Origin of the sequence: Amycolatopsis mediterranei, from assembly GCF_026017845.1 — a bacterium.
In the GTDB taxonomy this organism is placed as follows: Bacteria; Actinomycetota; Actinomycetes; order Mycobacteriales; family Pseudonocardiaceae; genus Amycolatopsis; species Amycolatopsis mediterranei.
The window spans coordinates 7,743,078-7,758,308 of sequence record NZ_CP100416.1; the positions used below are offsets into that span (position 1 = coordinate 7,743,078).

Here is a 15,231-nt window from a genome sequence, read left to right on the forward strand (position 1 = left end):
CGATACGCAGCCGCAGCCGGGGCCGGCACGCCGGGACAAGGCACGCTTTCCCGCCTTGACCCGGCGTGCCGGCCGTTGAACAATCCGGCGTTCGGGCCGGCGGGAAACCCCGGAAGACCCCAATCCGGAAGACCACAACCCGGACTTACCCGCGCTTGAGCTGCCGATACTCCCGCAGCACCAAGAAGATGATCACAATATCGAGCGCAGCGAAGAACGGCAACGCGATCGAGTGAGTACGCACCGCCCGAAAGATCTCATAAACGACGAACGCGGCAAGAATGACCGCCGCCACCGGGTAAGCCCGGACAACCTTCCGGGCCAGCGCCCACACCAGGCCCAGCTTGATCAACCCATGGGCGAGCAGATAAGCGACAGCGAACGTCTTGGTATCACCGTGGAGGAAATTCTCCGTCGCCGACTCGAGGTGGCGAGCCAGGGTGCCCGACGGGTCGCCGAGCAGGTCGCGGGTGATCACCGCGTGGGTGAACCCGCTGACCGTCGAAGCGGGGATGAACGCCAGGATCAGCGCCCCGACAACCTGCAGCGCGCCGTCGAGGCCCTTGATCGCGATCGCGATCCGGAAGAACTTCTCGGTCGCGGTCGTCTTCGTCTCGGACATCGTGCCTCCTCTCCCGCCACTCTGCCGCAACCACTGTGCGTTCGCACCCCCGGCCACCAGACCCCCAACAGGGGACAGTTTCTGGTCAAAGCCCTGAATCGGCCGCCACTTTGTTGCCAGCACATCAAGATCATCTTTATCCTGTGATTTCCGTTCGCCGGCAAAAGAAGGGGAGCGTGTCATGGCACGCCTGTGGGAGGCCGACCCGAATGCGTCGTTCAAACGTCGTCTCGGCAAGTCGGCGATCGAACTCGACCGGACGAACAACGACCCCAGCTGCCCGGATATCTGGGAACTCTCCAATGGGGACGTGGCGATCATCGGCCGCGACCTCACGTCGGGCTATGCGGCGCGGCTGCCCGACGGAGTGAGCATCGGCGCGGACGAGCGCCTGGTCGTCATTCCGGGCATCATGATGCGCTCGGCCAAGGGGGACATCCCCGATGCATAGGCCTCTGGTCACCCTGCTCGGTGATCGGTTGACACCGGACGAGTACTTCGCCGACCACGCCGAAAACTTCTGGCGCACCGATGACAGCGGGTGCTGGAAGCTGGAGCGGCAACAGCACTTCGTCGAGAGCGGCGACACGAGCTGGGACGCCTTCACCGCGGGCGATTGGCCCAAAGCACTGCGGCTCCTGGAGGAGCGCAGGCAGAAAGTCGCCGACTACGAAAAGCGTATCGCCCGGCACGGGTTCGAAGTGCGGCGAGTCCGGGTCGTGGAAGAACCGATCAGCCCGTATTTGCTCTGGGAACTGAACTCCTTGCACATCCGGCGACAGGTCGGCGGAAAGATCCGGGTGGTCGACGGTGCCGCCGCCGCGGATCTCGAACGGGAAGAGGTCCTGCCGGAACTGTTCATCCTCGGCCGGAAGGTCATTTACCAGGTGCTGTACACCGAGAACGGTGAGCTGGAGGGCGCGCGCAAATCCGAGGACCCCGGGCTGATCCACCACTGGACGGCGACCGTCCGACGCCTCTACGACGACGGCGAGGACCTCCGCACATTCTTCGCCAGGGAGGTCGCCGGGCGCCGACTTTCGCCGACGTGCTGAATCCGGCGGCGGCCGGTGCCGAGCCGCCAGGCCCGGTTCCCCGGCAACTGCCCGCCGATGTCCGCGGTTTCGTCAACCGGCGCCACGACCTTGACCGGCTCGACGAGCTCATCGACGACAGCGCCGCCTCCGGAGCGGCGATCGTCGTCGTCGGCACGGCAGGCGTCGGCAAGACTTCGCCGGCGGTGCACTGGGCCCACCGGATCCGCGACCGGTTCCCCGACGGCCAGCTGTACGTCAACCTCCGCGGCTACGATCCCGGCCCGCCGATCACCCCGCAGGAAATGCTCGAACGGTTCCTCCACGCACTCGGCGGCCCGGCGCGGCGGTGCCCGCCGACCTCGAATCGCGAGGTGCGCTGTTCCGGTCGCTCCTGGCCGGGCGGCGCGTGCTCGTGGTGCTGGACAACGCCGCAACGGTCGGCCAGGTTCGGCCGTTGCTTCCCGGCAACAGCGAATGCCTCGTACTCGTGACGAGCCGAAGCAGCCGGCTCAGCCTGCGGGTCCTCACGGAGGCCGAGGCGACCGAACTGATCCAGCGCATCACGTCCGGCTATCGCGACCAGGACGACACCGCGGACATCGCCGAATTGGCCGGGTTGTGCGCGCGGCTTCCCCTGGCGCTGCGCATCGCCGCCGAACGGGCGATCAACCGGCCGTGGCTGCCGTTGCGGGCTCTCATCTCGGAGTTGCGCGAGGAGTCCGCGCTGTGGGATGAACTGACGGCCGACGATGACGACGAGTCCGACGCGATCCGTACCGTTTTCGCTTGGTCGTACCGGGCGCTGACCACCGAGGCGAGCCGCACGTTCCGGCTGCTCGGCTTGCACCCCGGCACGGCGTTTTCGCTCGGCGCCGCGGCCGCGCTCACCCGCCAGTCCCCCGCCAGGACCAGGCGGATTCTGGACGACCTGGTCGGCGCGCACCTGCTCGAACAGCCCAGTGCGGATCGATACGAGTTCCACGACCTGCTCCGGATGTACGCGAACGACCAAGCCCGCGCCGAAGAGGACGCCGACACGGCGTTGACCGCCGCGCGCCGGGTGCTGCTGTGGTACCTCCACGGCGCTGTCGCCGCGCGGGACCAAGTCGACAACGGCGTCTTGCCGTGGACTCCGGCCGCGCTCGAGCCGGGTGTCATCCCGCCGCAATTCTCCGACCGGGCGAGCGCGCTCGCCTGGTACCGGCGAGAGCGCGAGACGCTCGTCCGCGCGGTGCGCACGGCCGACGACCTGGACCAGGCCGACCTCACGTGGCAGCTTGCGGTGGCGCTGTATCCGATCTACGCCGAGCACAACCACTTCGACGACTGGATCGAAACAAGCACCACCGCGCTGCGGGTCGTCCGCCGGCTCGGGAACCGCGCCGCGGAAGCGGAAGTGCTGGAAAGCTTGGGCAAGGCGCACACCCAGCACTTCGACCGGCAGCGCGGAATCGAGCTGCAGTCGGCGGCCCTGCGCTTGCGCCGCGAGCTCGGCGACGCGCACGGCGAGCTGAAGTCGGCCAACGCACTCGGGCTCGCGCAGCTGCGTACGCGTGACTTGTCGGCGGCTCGCGACTTGTTCGACCGGGCGGCGACGCTCGCCGACACGCTCGGAGAGCCGTACTGGCTGGCCGTCGCCACCAACAACGCCGCCAACGTCGATCTCGAGCTCGAATCGTTCGAGCAGGCGGAGCAGTTGCTGACTGCCGCGCTTGCGCAATTCCGCCGGCTTGGGGTCCGCAGCGGCGAAGGCGACACATTGCGGGGTCTCAGTCGCGCGAACCGCGGGCTGAACCGGCCCGCGCAGGCGTACTGGTACATCCAAGCCGCGGTAGCCATCGCGCGAGCCGAGGAGAATCCGGCGCGGGAGGCTTTCTGGTTGCTCGAACAGGGACGCGTACAGATTGCTCTCGGGCAACCTGCCGAGGCCCTCGAGACGTTCCAGCGCTCGGCAGCGCTCCAACGGCAGCTCGGCGACCGTGCGCGTGAGGCCGAGGCCCTGGACGCGACGGGGGTGGCGTACGGGGCGATGGGGCGGCCTGAAGAGGCCGTGCAGTCCGAGATCGCTTGGCGGCGCTGCTCACGAGCTGAGGCACTTTTCGCACCGTTCGTGACGCGCTGTCCGACCCGTCGGGTCCGTCCCGTAGAAGGGGTAGCAGGCCGCGCCGCAGACGGCGAGGAAGATCGGCCCGCACCGGAGGGGGTGCGGGCCGACCTGGTGGGCGACGGCCAGTGCGCGCCGCCGTGCGCCCGCTTCGGGGAGCCAGCCGTGGTCCGGGAGACCGGCGCGGACCTGGGCGTCGAGCTCGTCGGCGCGGGTGATCAGGTCCGCGCCGAGGTCGGCGAGCCGCTCCCCGAGGTCGCGGAGGATGTCGGGGCGCGGTGCCTCCTCCCCGACGGTCCTGGCCAGCCACGCCAGATCCGGGGCGAGCGAGGCGTGCAGGTCCCGGATGCGCTCCAGCAGCCGATGGTCCCGGTCGGCGTCGGTCAGCACCGCGCCAGCCACGCCGACTCGCATTCGGCGCACGTCGGGTCGAACCAGTTTCCTCCGAGCTGCGGAACATCCTTCACCGCCACGGTCACTTCTTCCCCGCACAAAGTCACGAACTGTTCTTCCGGACGCGGAGGGAACGGCCCGTCGAGCGCGTGGCGCTTCCCCTCCGCTTGCTGCCACCTCAACATGAGGTCCATTGAAACTGTCCCAGCCGGTTGACACCAACACGCGAAAGCTGCGTGTCCGGCCTGGTCAACGGCCCGGCCTCGGTGACCGAAAGCCCGTGGAGGTCCCTCGAAGCAGCCTCCACGGACTTCGGGCTACATCGCGGGCGGAGCGGACTTCGTCCCCCAGGTGGTCGGGGTGTCACTCAGGCGGAACTGGATCTTGCCCGCGCGGAGCAGGTCCGCATGGGAGATCCAGCTGCGGCCGTAGTCGCGGTGTCCGATGCGGACGTCCGTTGTGTACTGCAGCTTCGCCGCGCTCGCGCCCGGCGCCTCGATCTCGATCTTGCGGCCGCCGTCCGGGTGGATCTCGACCTTCTCGAACATCGGCGTGCTGAGCAGGTACGTCCCGGAGCCCGGCTGCGCCTCGAAGACGCCGGCCATGCCGAAGACGAGCCACGACGAGATGGTGCCGAGGTCGTCGTTGCCGGGCAGGCCGTAGGGCGTGTCGGTGAACAGCGTCCGCGCCGCGCGCAGCACGGCCGAGGTCTTCCACGGTGCGCCCGTCCAGCTGTACATCCAGGGTGCGTGCAGGTCGGGCTCGTTGTTCGGGTTGAAGGCGAAGTTGTTGTGGTAGTCGTACGCGCCGTGGACCCAGGAGTCCTTGGCCGCCTTCGCCGGGTCGGTGAGCAGCAGCGGCATGTCGAAGAAGGTGTCGAGCCGCTTCTCCGCCTGCGCCGGGCCGCCCATCAGGCCGAACAGCTTCGCCGTGTCCTGCTGGGCGAGCCACTGGTACTGCCACGGCGTGCCTTCGTGAAAGCCGGTCGACTTCGCCGGGTCGGGGTCGCCGACGCCGGTGCCGTCCGCGGCCTTGGTGCGCGGGAAGCCGGTGAAGCCGTGGGATTCGACGCTCGTGTCCCACAGATGCGCGAAGTTGCCGCAGCGCGCCCGCAGTGTCGCAGCCTTGTCCCCGTAGCCCAGTCCGGAAGCCATTGTGGACAGTGCGCAGTCGGCGAGGGCGTACTCGAGGGTCGCCGAGCCGGCCTGGCGCGTGTCGCCGTAGGTGTAGCCCGGCAGGTCCTGGTAGCCGATCCAGCCGTTCTTGACGTAGCTCGGGTTGCCGTCGCGGCCGCGGAAGATCGACTGGTCCTTCGGCACTTCGTTGGCGTTGCGCCACAACGCGTCGAACAGCTGACGCGCGGTCTTGTCGTCGAGGAGGCCGCGGCGGTAGTTGTCGACCACCCACGGCGTGACGGGGTCGCCGCTCATCACGTTCGTCTCGCCGCCGGCGAGCGCCCAGCGCGGGACCCAGCCGCCGTCCTGGGCGATCTTCAGGACGGACTTGGTCATGTCCGCGGCCTCGTCCGGGTGCAGCAGCGCGACCAGCTGGTTCTGCGATCGATAGGTGTCCCACAGCGAGAACATCTGGTAGTAGGTGTCGCGGCTGCGGTGGACGACGTCGTCGAAGCCGCGGTACGAGCCGTCCACATCGGACCCGACGGACGGGTGCAGCAGCGACCGGTACAGCGCGCTGTAGTAAGTCCGCTGGTCGGCGATCGTCCCGCCGGCGACGCGCAGGCGGTTCAGCTCGTCCCGCCAGGTGTCGTGGGCGGCTTTTCGCGCCTTGTCGAACGACTTGGGCTGCTCGGCGCCGCGGTTGAGCCGGGCGCCGTCGACGGAGGTGTAGGACAGGCCGACCGAGGCGCCGACCTGGTTGCTGTCGGTGCCGAAGGTCAGCCAGGCGCCGGTGCGTTGGCTACCGAGCTTGGCGTCACGCTGGTTCGGCGTCAGCTTGCTGTCGGTCCAGGTGCCGAAGCTCGTGAACTTGCGGTCGAACTTGGCGCTGAAGAAGACCTTGTAGCGCTCCTTCTGCGTCTCCCAGCAGAAGTTGCCGCCCTGCAGCCAGCCCTCGACGGTGTCGTCACCGACCACGTGGACGTCGCCGGCGTAGGTGTAGCCGTTGCTCTCGCCGACCTCGATGAGGACGTTTTCGCTGGTCGCGCCACCCGGGAAGGTGTAGCGGTGCTGGCCGGTGCGCTGGGTCGCGGTCAGCTCGGCGCCGATGCCGTTCGCGAGCTTGACCCCGTAATAGCCGGGCCGGCGGGTTTCGTCAGCGTGGCTGAACCTAGCACCGTACTGCGCGGGATCGCTCGTGGTGACGGCGCCGGTGGTGGGCATGAACCGGAAGTTGCCCATGGTCTGGCAGCCGACACCGGAGAGGTGGGTGTGGCTGAAGCCGAGGGTGGTGTCCTGCGCGTAGTCGTAGGACGCGTACTTCTTGAGCTGGGTGTCCGGGCTGAGCTGGACCATCCCGAACGGCGTGGTGGCGCCGGGGAAGGTGGTGCCGTCGCCGTTGTTGCCGATCGAGGTGTCGACGAGCGTGGTGGGGTCGTCGGCGAACCTCGGGCCGCCGTGGGCTTCGGCGGGAGCCGCGAGAGCCATCGTGGTGGCTCCGGCGAGCAGAGTGGCCAGGACGCGCGTCCGAGTTGTCGGCGACAACGTTGTCACATGCACAGTGGGATCTTTTCCGTTGTCCGGTGGACAACGCAAGCCCTGAACGTCGGCCAGCCGACCCGGCGCGCCGGTTCGAGAAGTTCCCGCTGAACGAGGGGTCAGTGGCCCATTCAGCTCTGGTGCGTGACGTGGCCGTCCAGGATCGTCGCCGTCACCGGAAGATTGCGCAGGTCGGCCGGGGACAACACCGACGGGTCCGCCGCCGTCACCATCAGGTCCGCCACATCCCCCACCGCCACCCCGCGACGGCCGCCCGAGGACGCCGCCAGCGCGTCGGCGAACGGGATCGCCTGCTCCGGGTGCCACGGTGGGCGGGCGTCGTCCGTGCGGGACACCGCCGAGGCTATTCCGTCCCAGGGGTCCAGCGGGGCCACCGGGGCGTCCGAGCCGAACTCCAGGCGGGCTCCCGACTCCAGCAGCGACCGGTACGGGAACGCCCGGGCCGTGCGGCCGTGCCAGTGGCGGTCCGCGACGTCGCGGTCGTCCGGCTGGTGCGCCGGCTGGACCGCCGCGATCACGCCCAGCGCCGCGAACCGCGGGACGTCCTCGGGGCACAGCAGCTGAGCGTGCTCGATGCGGCCCGGGCAGCCGACCTCCTCGAACGCGTCCAGCGCGATCGTGTTCGCCCGGTCGCCGATCGCGTGGACCGCCGGGAGCAGGCCGTGGTCGAACGCCCGGTGCAGCAACGGAACCAGTTCGTCGGGCGGCAGTTCGAGCGACCCCGGCGACTCGGCGCCCGGGTACGGGTCGTGGCAGTAGGCCGTGCGGGTGTTGAGGGAACCGTCCACGAAGAGCTTGAACGGCCCGACCGTCAGCAGCCCGCCGGAATCCGGCAGGACGTCGCCGGTGCGGTGGCCGCGCTCGATCGTGCGGTCCAGGAGGTGTTTCGCGATCACGCACGAGATCCGGGCCGCCGGCGCTCCGCGGCGCGTCCAATCCGCCACCGTGTCCGCGTACTCGTAGTCGGCGATCTGCGTCACGCCGCGCGCGGCCGCCGCGGAAACCGCTTCCGCCACCCATCGGTCCTGGACGTCGATCGACGCCGTCGGGAGCTGGGCCGTCGCGGTCATGCAGTCGCCCTCCAGCAGGACGCCCGTCGGGTGCTCGCGGCCGATCAGCTTCAGCGCCGCCGGGCTCAGCCACACCGTGTGCAGATCCGCGCTGAACAACGCGACCGCACGCCCGGGCAGCGCCCGCTGGAGCAGGTCCTTGTGCGGCTTGTCCGGCCACAGCCCGTCGCGGAAACCCGCGCCCACGACCAGTTCCGTCTGCGGCGCCGGCGTCGCCAGCAGGTGCGCGAGCAGCAACTCGATCGCCTCCCCCGCCGAGCGGGCCGCGTCCAGGGGGATGCGGCGCCGGGACGTCGCCCACTGGACGACGTGGACGTGCGCGTCGACCAGCCCGGGCAGCAGCGTCCCGCCGTGCCCGTCGACCACGCGCGCGGCGAACCCCGTGGAGCCCGGTTCGGTGATCGACGTGACCCGGCCGTCGTTCACCCGCACGTCGGCGAGGTCCCCGCCGAGGCCCGGCCGGACGCGGCGCAGCAGGAGATCATCCATGCGGACCACCATGCCAGCCCGACCCGTCCGGGTGAAGCACGGCTTGAGATGAGGAATATGGGGGTACTTCGGTAGCGTTGACACAGATGGCAGCCGTCGCCCGCCGAAGGGTCAGGGCCGGTCCACGGGCGCCGCCTTCACAAGCCGCGCAGGGTTCGACTCCCTCGGTTGCCACGCGATTCTCGGGGCGAGGCCGGTGCGCGAAAGCGCGCACCGGCTCCCTGGGCCCCGGCCGCGGTCTCGTCGAGTGGTCAGCCCACCGGCATGTCCCGCCGCCGCAACCCAAGGAGCCCGCCCGCTCCGGCGAGCAACGCGATCAAGACCAGCCACAGCACCGGCGTCACCGAGAACGTTCCGCCCGGCAGGCGCGGCAGGTGCTGGAACGGCGAAATCCCCAGCACCACGGCGTTCCACCGCAACGCCGAGCCCACCAGCGACAGCAGCAGGAACGCCGCCAGCAATCCCCACGCCCCCGCCGCGAAGCGCGGGAAAATCCCGATCAGCAACGCCGCCAAGCCCGTCAGGACCCACACCGCCGGCAACTGGGCCAGCGCCGCCGGGACAAGCCCGAAACCATTCCCGTACGCCACCCCCGTCGCCCAGCCCGTCACCGCCAGCACGAACGCCGGCCCGAAGAACGCGAACGTCAAGTGGGCCAAGGCCCAGCCGACCCGGCCGGCCGCCGTCGCCAGCACCGGTTCCGCCCGGCCCGCCGCCTCTTCCGCACGCAGCTTCAGCGCCGCCTGGACCGCGTAACCCGCCGCCGCCAAGCCGAACAACGTCGTCGTGCCCGCCAGGTACGCGTCCGTCACCGCACCGCCGCCGCCCAGGCGGGAGAACACGTCCGCGACCGTCCGGTTGTCCCGCATCATGTCCGCGACGTTCTGCGCGACTCCGCCCATCAGCAGCCCGACGAGCCCCAGGCACCCGGTCCAGACCACCAGGGTTCCCCGCTGCAGCCGCCACGCCAGCGCCAGCGGCGACCGCAACGACGCCTTCGCCGTCGCCCGGCCCGGCCGCGCCGGCAGCAGCGCCGCGCCGAGGTCGCGGTGCGCCGCCAGAGCGACGGCCACGGCCACCAGGGCGCCGGTCGCGAGGACGCCCACCGCGAGCACCCACCACCGCTCGCCCGCGAACGGCCGCAGCCGGTGCGCCCAGCCGATCGGCGACAACCACGCGAGCCAGGCCGCCGAGCCGCTGCTGTCTCCCGCCGCGCGCAGCAGGAACGCCAGCACCAGCGCCCCGATGCCGACGCCCCGCGCCCCACCCGCGCCCCAGGTCAGCTGGGCGGCGACCGCGCCGATCCCGGCGAACACCCAGCCCGCCAAGGCGAATCCCGCGCCGAGCGCCAAGGCACCGGCGAGCGGCTCGCCCTGCGCGGCGATGCCGAACGCGGCCAGCAGACCGAACACCAGGCACGCACCGCACGCGGCGAGCACCGCCGCGGCCAGCCCCGCGTGCCGGCCGACGACGGTGGCGCCGGTGAGCTCGCGGCGTCCGGCCTCCTCCTCGGTCCGCGTGTGCCGGACCACGGTGAGCAGCGCGATCAGCCCGACGACGACCGGGGCGAACCCGCACTGCCAGGCCAGGAGGTTTCCCACCGACGAGCCGTACAGCGGGCCGTTGCGCACCACGAAGGTCGCGCTCGAGGCGTTGAGGTCGTAGAAGTGCTGCCGTGCCGCAGCATCCGGGTACGCCGCCTTGATCGACGACAGGTAACCGACCGGTGCAAGCGTGAGACCGAGGATCCAGACCGGCATGAGCAGCCGGTCGCGGCGCAGCACCAGCCGCAGCAACGCCCAAGTGCCCGTCATCGCGCCGCTCCGACCGGCTCGTCCTGCCGGTAGTGCCGCAGGAACAGCTCCTCGAGCGTCGGCGGGCGGCTCACCAGGCTCCGCAGCCCGGCCCCGGCGAGGTGCCGCATCACGTCGTCCAGCGACGTCTGGTCGACGGACAGGTGGACGTGCGAGCCGTACGAACTCAGGTCGTGCACGCCCGGCAGCAGCGACGCCAGTTCCGCCGGCACGTGCGCGAGCGAGGCGTCGATGGTGATCCGGCCCAGGTGCCGCAGCTCGTCCAGGGTGCCCGACTCGACCGTGCGGCCGGCCCGGATGATCGTGACGCGGTCGCACAGGGCCTCGACTTCGGAAAGGATGTGCGAGGACAGCAGCACCGTCCGGTCGCCGCGCTCGCGCTCCTCCTCGACGACGTCCCGGAACACCTCCTCCATCAGCGGGTCGAGCCCGGACGTCGGCTCGTCGAGGACCAGCAGCTCCACATCGGACGCCAGCGCGGCGACGAGCGCGACCTTCTGCCGGTTGCCCTTCGAGTACGTCCGGCCCTTCTTGCGCGGGTCGAGGTCGAAGCGCTCGATCAGCTCGGCGCGGCGGCCGGTGTCGAGGCCGCCGCGCAGCCGGCCGAGCAGGTCGATGACCTCGCCGCCGGTGAGGTTCGGCCAGAGGGTGACGTCGCCCGGGACGTACGCCAGCCGCCGGTGCAGCTCGGTGGCGTCGGTCCAGGGGTCACCGCCGAGCAGGGTGGCGCGGCCGCCGTCGGCGCGCATCAGCCCCAGCAGGACGCGGATGGTGGTGGTCTTGCCGGCGCCGTTGGGCCCGAGGAAGCCGTGCACCTCGCCGGTGTGGACGGTCAGGTCGAGCCCGTCGAGGGCCCGTGTCCGGCCGAACGCCTTGGTGAGGCCGTCGGCGGTGATCGCTGCGGCCATCGTCATTCCTTCCGTTGGTAGGCGGCCAGCGCTGCGCGGGCCTTTTCGAGGACTTCGGTGGTGGCGAGCGGGTTCAGGAACAGGTGCCCGGCGGCCGCCGACATCCGCAGCATCGCCTCGTTCGTGCCCGGTTCCTCGCCGAGCGCGCGGGCGACGTGGTCCTGCAGGATCATCAGCCCGCCGGTCATCGCGGCGAGGGCGGCGGCAACGCCCCGCGGATCCGGCATCTCCATGCCCTGCTCGCGGAAGTAGCGCTCGGTTTCGTCGACGATCCCGGTGAACTGCGCCTCGGCGGCGTCGGAGCCGTCGACCATGGCGCGGCCCAGGTACCGGCGGTAGAGCAGCTGGCGGGCGTCGAACGTGGGGAGGAACCCCGGGTTCGCGGCGCCCTTCGCCAGCACCTCTTCCTTGAACTTCACCAGTTCGTCGAAGACGTGCGTGTCGCAGGCCTCGCGCAGGCCGTCCTTGGAGCCGAAGTGGTGGCGGATCAGGCCGCCCGACACTCCGGCTTCCCGGGCGATGTCGAGGATCGACGTCTTCTCCATGCCGCGCTCGGTGAAGAGCTTGATGGCGGCGTCGCGGATCCGGGCCCGTGCGGTGAGGTCTTCGGTGCTCATCAGCGGTCCTATACGTGCGTGTAGTCGACAACACGTGAATATAGTCCGCTATCCGAGCGTATAGCAATGGGGAGATCTGCCCATTTCGGAGCTATTCCGGTGACCGCCCAACCGGGCAGTGCATTAGGCCATTCGGCTCGCAACCAATTGCGGTCTCTGGGCTAACTGTCTGATTGCTGCCGAAGATCCCACCCTGTGTACTGCTCGGACGCACATCTTCACGAAGGGTCGTTTCAGTGGAACAGCACAGATCGCGCTGGAGACGGCGGGCCGGGATCACCATCCTCGCCACCGCACTCGGCGCCTCCGTCCTCGGCGTCGCGGTCCCGGTGGCCTCCGCCCAGCAGGCCCCGCCGACCAACGGCGCGGCCGACGGCAAGACCCTCGACGAGCACGACCGCGCGCTCGTCGCCGAAGCCGAAAAGGCCGGGAAGCCCGACGTCACGCTGCTGATCGCCGCGGAAAAGGGCCAGACCGGCACCGCCGTGCACGAGCTCGAAGCGCTCGGCGGCGTTGTCCAGTCCACCGACACGAAGCTCGACTACGTCAAGGTCAGCATCCCGACCGCCAAGGCCGAAAAAGCCGCGAAGCTCAAGTCGGTCAACGCCGTCGACGTCGACGGGCTCGTCGTGCGCGACGACCCGAAGCCCGACGGTGCCGGCACCCCGCTGCCGCAGCCGGCCCCGGGCAAGAACACCCCGCGCGTCAACCCGTACCTGCCGACCGGGGACACCTACGCGGCGCAGTTCGGCCAGGTCCTGCCCGGTTGGGACGGCAAGGACACCACGGTCGCCGTGCTCGACTCCGGCGTCGACCTCGACTCCCCCGCGCTGGCCACCACCAGCCACGGCGAACGCAAGATCGTCGACTGGTACAACGCCAACGCGACCAACTCCGGCGACGGCACCTGGGTCAAGCAGTCGACCCAGACCTACACCGGCACCTTCACCGCGAACGGCAAGACGTGGACGGCCCCGGCGACCGGCGGCCCGTACACCTTCGGCGTGTTCGGCGAGACCGCGGGCGACCTGGGCGCCGCGGACAGCGAGACCGGCGGTGACATCAACCGCGACGGCGACCGCGCCGACTCCTGGGGCGTGCTGCTCGACCCGGCGACCAAGGAGGTCCGGGTCGACCTCAACGGCAACGGCGACTTCACCGACGAGAAGCCGATGACCGACTACAACAAGAAGTACGACGTCGGCTTCTTCGGCACCGACAACCCGGCGACCGACATCGCCGAGCGGATGGCCTTCGTGGTCCAGACCGACAAGCCGGGGTACGTCGGCATCGGCATCGCCGGCGCGGAGCACGGTTCGCACGTCGCGGGCATCGCCACCGGCAACGACCTGTTCGGCGGCAAGATGGACGGCGCGGCCCCGGGCGCGAAGGTGCTGGCCGTCAAGGTCTGCCTCACCAGCGCCGGCTGCACCTCGTCCGGCCTGATCGACGGGGTCGTCTACGCGGCCAGCCACGGCGCCGACGTCATCAACATCTCGATCGGCGGCCTGCCGGCGCTCAACGACGGCAACAACGCCCGCGCGGAGCTCTACAACCGCACGATCGCCGAGTACAACGTCCAGATCTTCATCTCGGCAGGCAACAGCGGCGCCGGGGCGAACACCGTCGGCGACCCGTCGGTGGCCACGGACGCGATCTCGGTCGGCTCGTACATCACCAAGGAGACCTGGCTGTCGAACTACGGCTCGGTCACCAAGAACCCCGAGTCGCTGCACCCGTTCTCCTCGCGCGGCCCGCGTGAGGACGGCGGCTTCAAGCCGGACATCATCGCGCCCGGCGCGGCGATCTCCACCACCCCGCGGTGGGAAGCGCCGAGCCCGGTCGCCGGCACGTACGCCCTGCCGGCCGGCTACGCGATGCTGCAGGGCACGTCGATGGCGGCGCCGCAGGCGACCGGCGCGGCGGCGCTGCTGGTGAGCGCGTACAAGGCGACGCACAACGGCCAGCGGCCGCCGGTGGCGCAGCTGCGGGCGGCGATCAAGTCGACCGCGCGGTTCGTGCCGGGCATCGGCGCGTACGCCCAGGGCGCGGGCCTGTTCAACGTCCCGGCCGCGTTCGTCGCGCTTTCGCTCAACCCGAAGCCGGACACGGTTTCGACGTCGGTCGAGGTGCACACCGTCCAGTCCGGGCTGCTGGCCACCCCGAACACGGGCGTGGGCATCCACGACCGCGAGGGCGTGACCACGGGCAAGGCCTACACCCGCACCTACACGATCACCCGCACCACGGGCTCGGCGCACCCGGTGCCGTACTTCGTGCGGTGGGTCGGCAACGACGGCACGTTCTCCTCCGGTGGCACCGTGGTGCTGCCGCTGAACACGCCGGTGAAGTTCGACGTCAAGGTCAACCCGAAGAGCGCCGGGGTCCACTCGGCCCTGCTCTACCTGGACAACCCGCTGACCATCGGCATCGACGTGCAGACCCTCAACACGGTCTTCGCGCCGCAGGAGTTCGTCGCCGGCAAGGGTTTCCAGGTCGACGTCTCGGGCAAGGCCGCCCGCAACCAGGCGACCAGCTACTTCGTGCGGGTGCCGCAGGGCGCCAGCGCGCTGAAGGTGGACCTGGACGCCGGCGCCGGCGCTCCGGGCAAGGGCCAGGTGCGGTTCCTGCGGTACGACCCGACCGGTGTCCCGGCCGAGGCCAGCACCGCGACGACCGCGTGCTACCTGCCCGACGCGGGTGCGGGCTGCGCCGGCGGCACGCCGACCAGCCGGACCATCGCCAACCCGCTGCCGGGCGTGTGGGAGATCGTCGTCGAGGCGCGCCGGACGTCCGATGTGGACGAAGCGCCGTACAAGCTGTCGGCTTCGGTGCTGGGCACGGCGATCTCGCCGAACCCGGATGTCATCGCCTCCGCCACGCTGAACACGCCGATCGCGCGGACCTACACCGTGCAGAACACCCTCGGCGCGTTCACCGGCAAGCTCACCGGGGGCACGCTGGGCAGCGCGAAGACGCAGCGGCCGACGATCACCGAAGGCACGCAGCAGCAGTACCAGATCGCGGTGACGCCGGGTTCGACGTCGCTGACCGCCACGATCGGCAGCCCCGCCGTCGTGGGCACGGACCTCGACCTGGTGCTGTACAACTGCACGACCGGTTCCTGCGTGCAGGCGGGCGTCAGCGCGGACGGTGACTCCGAGGAGTCGGTGACCGTGCCCAACCCGGCGCCCGGGGTGTGGGTCGCGCTCGTCGACGGGTACGCGGTGCCGGGCGGTACCACCGCCTACGACTACCTCGACGTGTTCACCAACCCGGCGTTCGGTTCGGTCGCGGTGACCGACGCCAACGCCCTGCGCGCGTCGGGCAGCTCGTGGACCGTGCCGGCGACGGTGACGGCCACCGCCGCCCCGGCCGCGGGCCGGACCCTGCGCGGTCAGCTGACCGTGCAGACCGACACCGGTGTCACGGTCGGCTCCTCGCTGGTGCAGATCAACGCGGTGAGCTAGTTCGCCAGTCCGTGAAGGCCGCCTCGAGCACT

General features: G+C 70.4%; 11 protein-coding genes and 1 pseudogene. 5 read left to right on the forward strand and 7 right to left on the reverse strand.

What is annotated here, in order from left to right:
• Positions 1 to 145: 145 nt before the first annotated feature.
• The gene (locus ISP_RS34700) at positions 146 to 622 is read right to left on the reverse strand and encodes a DUF2127 domain-containing protein (protein ID WP_013228534.1); all 477 of its coding nucleotides are present in this window, start codon (positions 620 to 622) and stop codon (positions 146 to 148) included.
• A 181-nt stretch (positions 623 to 803) separates the two neighbouring features.
• On the opposite strand from ISP_RS34700, the gene ISP_RS34705 reads away from it, so the two are divergent.
• The 4 genes and pseudogenes from ISP_RS34705 to ISP_RS34720 form a co-directional block, all read left to right on the forward strand.
• On the forward strand, positions 804 to 1,073 hold the full coding sequence (locus ISP_RS34705) for a hypothetical protein (RefSeq protein WP_013228535.1): 270 nt from the start codon (positions 804 to 806) through the stop codon (positions 1,071 to 1,073).
• The gene (locus ISP_RS34710; RefSeq protein ID WP_230468497.1) at positions 1,066 to 1,677 is read left to right on the forward strand and encodes a DUF6879 family protein; all 612 of its coding nucleotides are present in this window, start codon (positions 1,066 to 1,068) and stop codon (positions 1,675 to 1,677) included. Before ISP_RS34705 ends, ISP_RS34710 begins: the two co-directional genes overlap by 8 nt.
• Positions 1,671 to 2,150 carry an ATP-binding protein gene (locus tag ISP_RS34715; RefSeq protein ID WP_013228537.1) on the forward strand — a complete coding sequence of 160 codons (480 nt, stop codon included), beginning with the start codon at positions 1,671 to 1,673 and terminating at the stop codon, positions 2,148 to 2,150. Before ISP_RS34710 ends, ISP_RS34715 begins: the two co-directional genes overlap by 7 nt.
• Positions 2,151 to 2,653: 503 nt before the next feature.
• Positions 2,654 to 3,703: pseudogene (locus ISP_RS34720) on the forward strand (hypothetical protein); the annotation flags it as partial.
• 443 nt (positions 3,704 to 4,146) lie between these two features.
• Here the strand turns inward: ISP_RS34720 and ISP_RS34725 are convergent.
• The 6 genes from ISP_RS34725 to ISP_RS34750 form a co-directional block, all read right to left on the reverse strand.
• Positions 4,147 to 4,350, reverse strand: coding sequence for an HC3 family zinc finger protein (locus ISP_RS34725; protein WP_320109508.1), 204 nt, complete (start codon positions 4,348 to 4,350; stop codon positions 4,147 to 4,149).
• A gap of 123 nt (positions 4,351 to 4,473) precedes the next feature.
• Positions 4,474 to 6,831: a GH92 family glycosyl hydrolase gene (locus ISP_RS34730; protein WP_320109487.1), complete on the reverse strand. Its 2,358-nt coding sequence runs from the start codon at positions 6,829 to 6,831 to the stop codon at positions 4,474 to 4,476.
• 110 nt (positions 6,832 to 6,941) lie between these two features.
• Complete coding sequence (locus ISP_RS34735) at positions 6,942 to 8,390, reverse strand: amidohydrolase (RefSeq protein ID WP_034285813.1); 1,449 nt, start codon at positions 8,388 to 8,390, stop codon at positions 6,942 to 6,944.
• A gap of 251 nt (positions 8,391 to 8,641) precedes the next feature.
• Positions 8,642 to 10,204, reverse strand: coding sequence for an ABC transporter permease (locus ISP_RS34740; RefSeq protein WP_013228541.1), 1,563 nt, complete (start codon positions 10,202 to 10,204; stop codon positions 8,642 to 8,644).
• Positions 10,201 to 11,112 (reverse strand): ABC transporter ATP-binding protein, encoded by a 912-nt coding sequence (locus tag ISP_RS34745; RefSeq protein WP_034285786.1) that lies wholly within the window; start codon positions 11,110 to 11,112, stop codon positions 10,201 to 10,203. Before ISP_RS34745 ends, ISP_RS34740 begins: the two co-directional genes overlap by 4 nt.
• A 2-nt stretch (positions 11,113 to 11,114) precedes the next feature.
• Positions 11,115 to 11,729: a TetR/AcrR family transcriptional regulator gene (locus tag ISP_RS34750; RefSeq protein ID WP_013228543.1), complete on the reverse strand. Its 615-nt coding sequence runs from the start codon at positions 11,727 to 11,729 to the stop codon at positions 11,115 to 11,117.
• A gap of 236 nt (positions 11,730 to 11,965) precedes the next feature.
• Here ISP_RS34750 and ISP_RS34755 point away from each other — a divergent pair, with 236 nt between their 5' ends.
• On the forward strand, positions 11,966 to 15,199 hold the full coding sequence (locus ISP_RS34755) for a S8 family serine peptidase (protein WP_013228544.1): 3,234 nt from the start codon (positions 11,966 to 11,968) through the stop codon (positions 15,197 to 15,199).
• Positions 15,200 to 15,231 lie beyond the last annotated feature (32 nt).

Coding starts and splice junctions, on each gene's coding strand:
- ISP_RS34700 (WP_013228534.1), bottom strand. CDS start 622: ATGTCCGAGACGAAGACGACCGCGACCGAGAAGTTCTTCCGGATCGCG.
- ISP_RS34705 (WP_013228535.1), top strand. CDS start 804: ATGGCACGCCTGTGGGAGGCCGACCCGAATGCGTCGTTCAAACGTCGT.
- ISP_RS34710 (WP_230468497.1), top strand. CDS start 1,066: ATGCATAGGCCTCTGGTCACCCTGCTCGGTGATCGGTTGACACCGGAC.
- ISP_RS34725 (WP_320109508.1), bottom strand. CDS start 4,350: ATGGACCTCATGTTGAGGTGGCAGCAAGCGGAGGGGAAGCGCCACGCG.
- ISP_RS34735 (WP_034285813.1), bottom strand. CDS start 8,390: ATGGATGATCTCCTGCTGCGCCGCGTCCGGCCGGGCCTCGGCGGGGAC.
- ISP_RS34740 (WP_013228541.1), bottom strand. CDS start 10,204: ATGACGGGCACTTGGGCGTTGCTGCGGCTGGTGCTGCGCCGCGACCGG.
- ISP_RS34745 (WP_034285786.1), bottom strand. CDS start 11,112: ATGGCCGCAGCGATCACCGCCGACGGCCTCACCAAGGCGTTCGGCCGG.
- ISP_RS34750 (WP_013228543.1), bottom strand. CDS start 11,729: ATGAGCACCGAAGACCTCACCGCACGGGCCCGGATCCGCGACGCCGCC.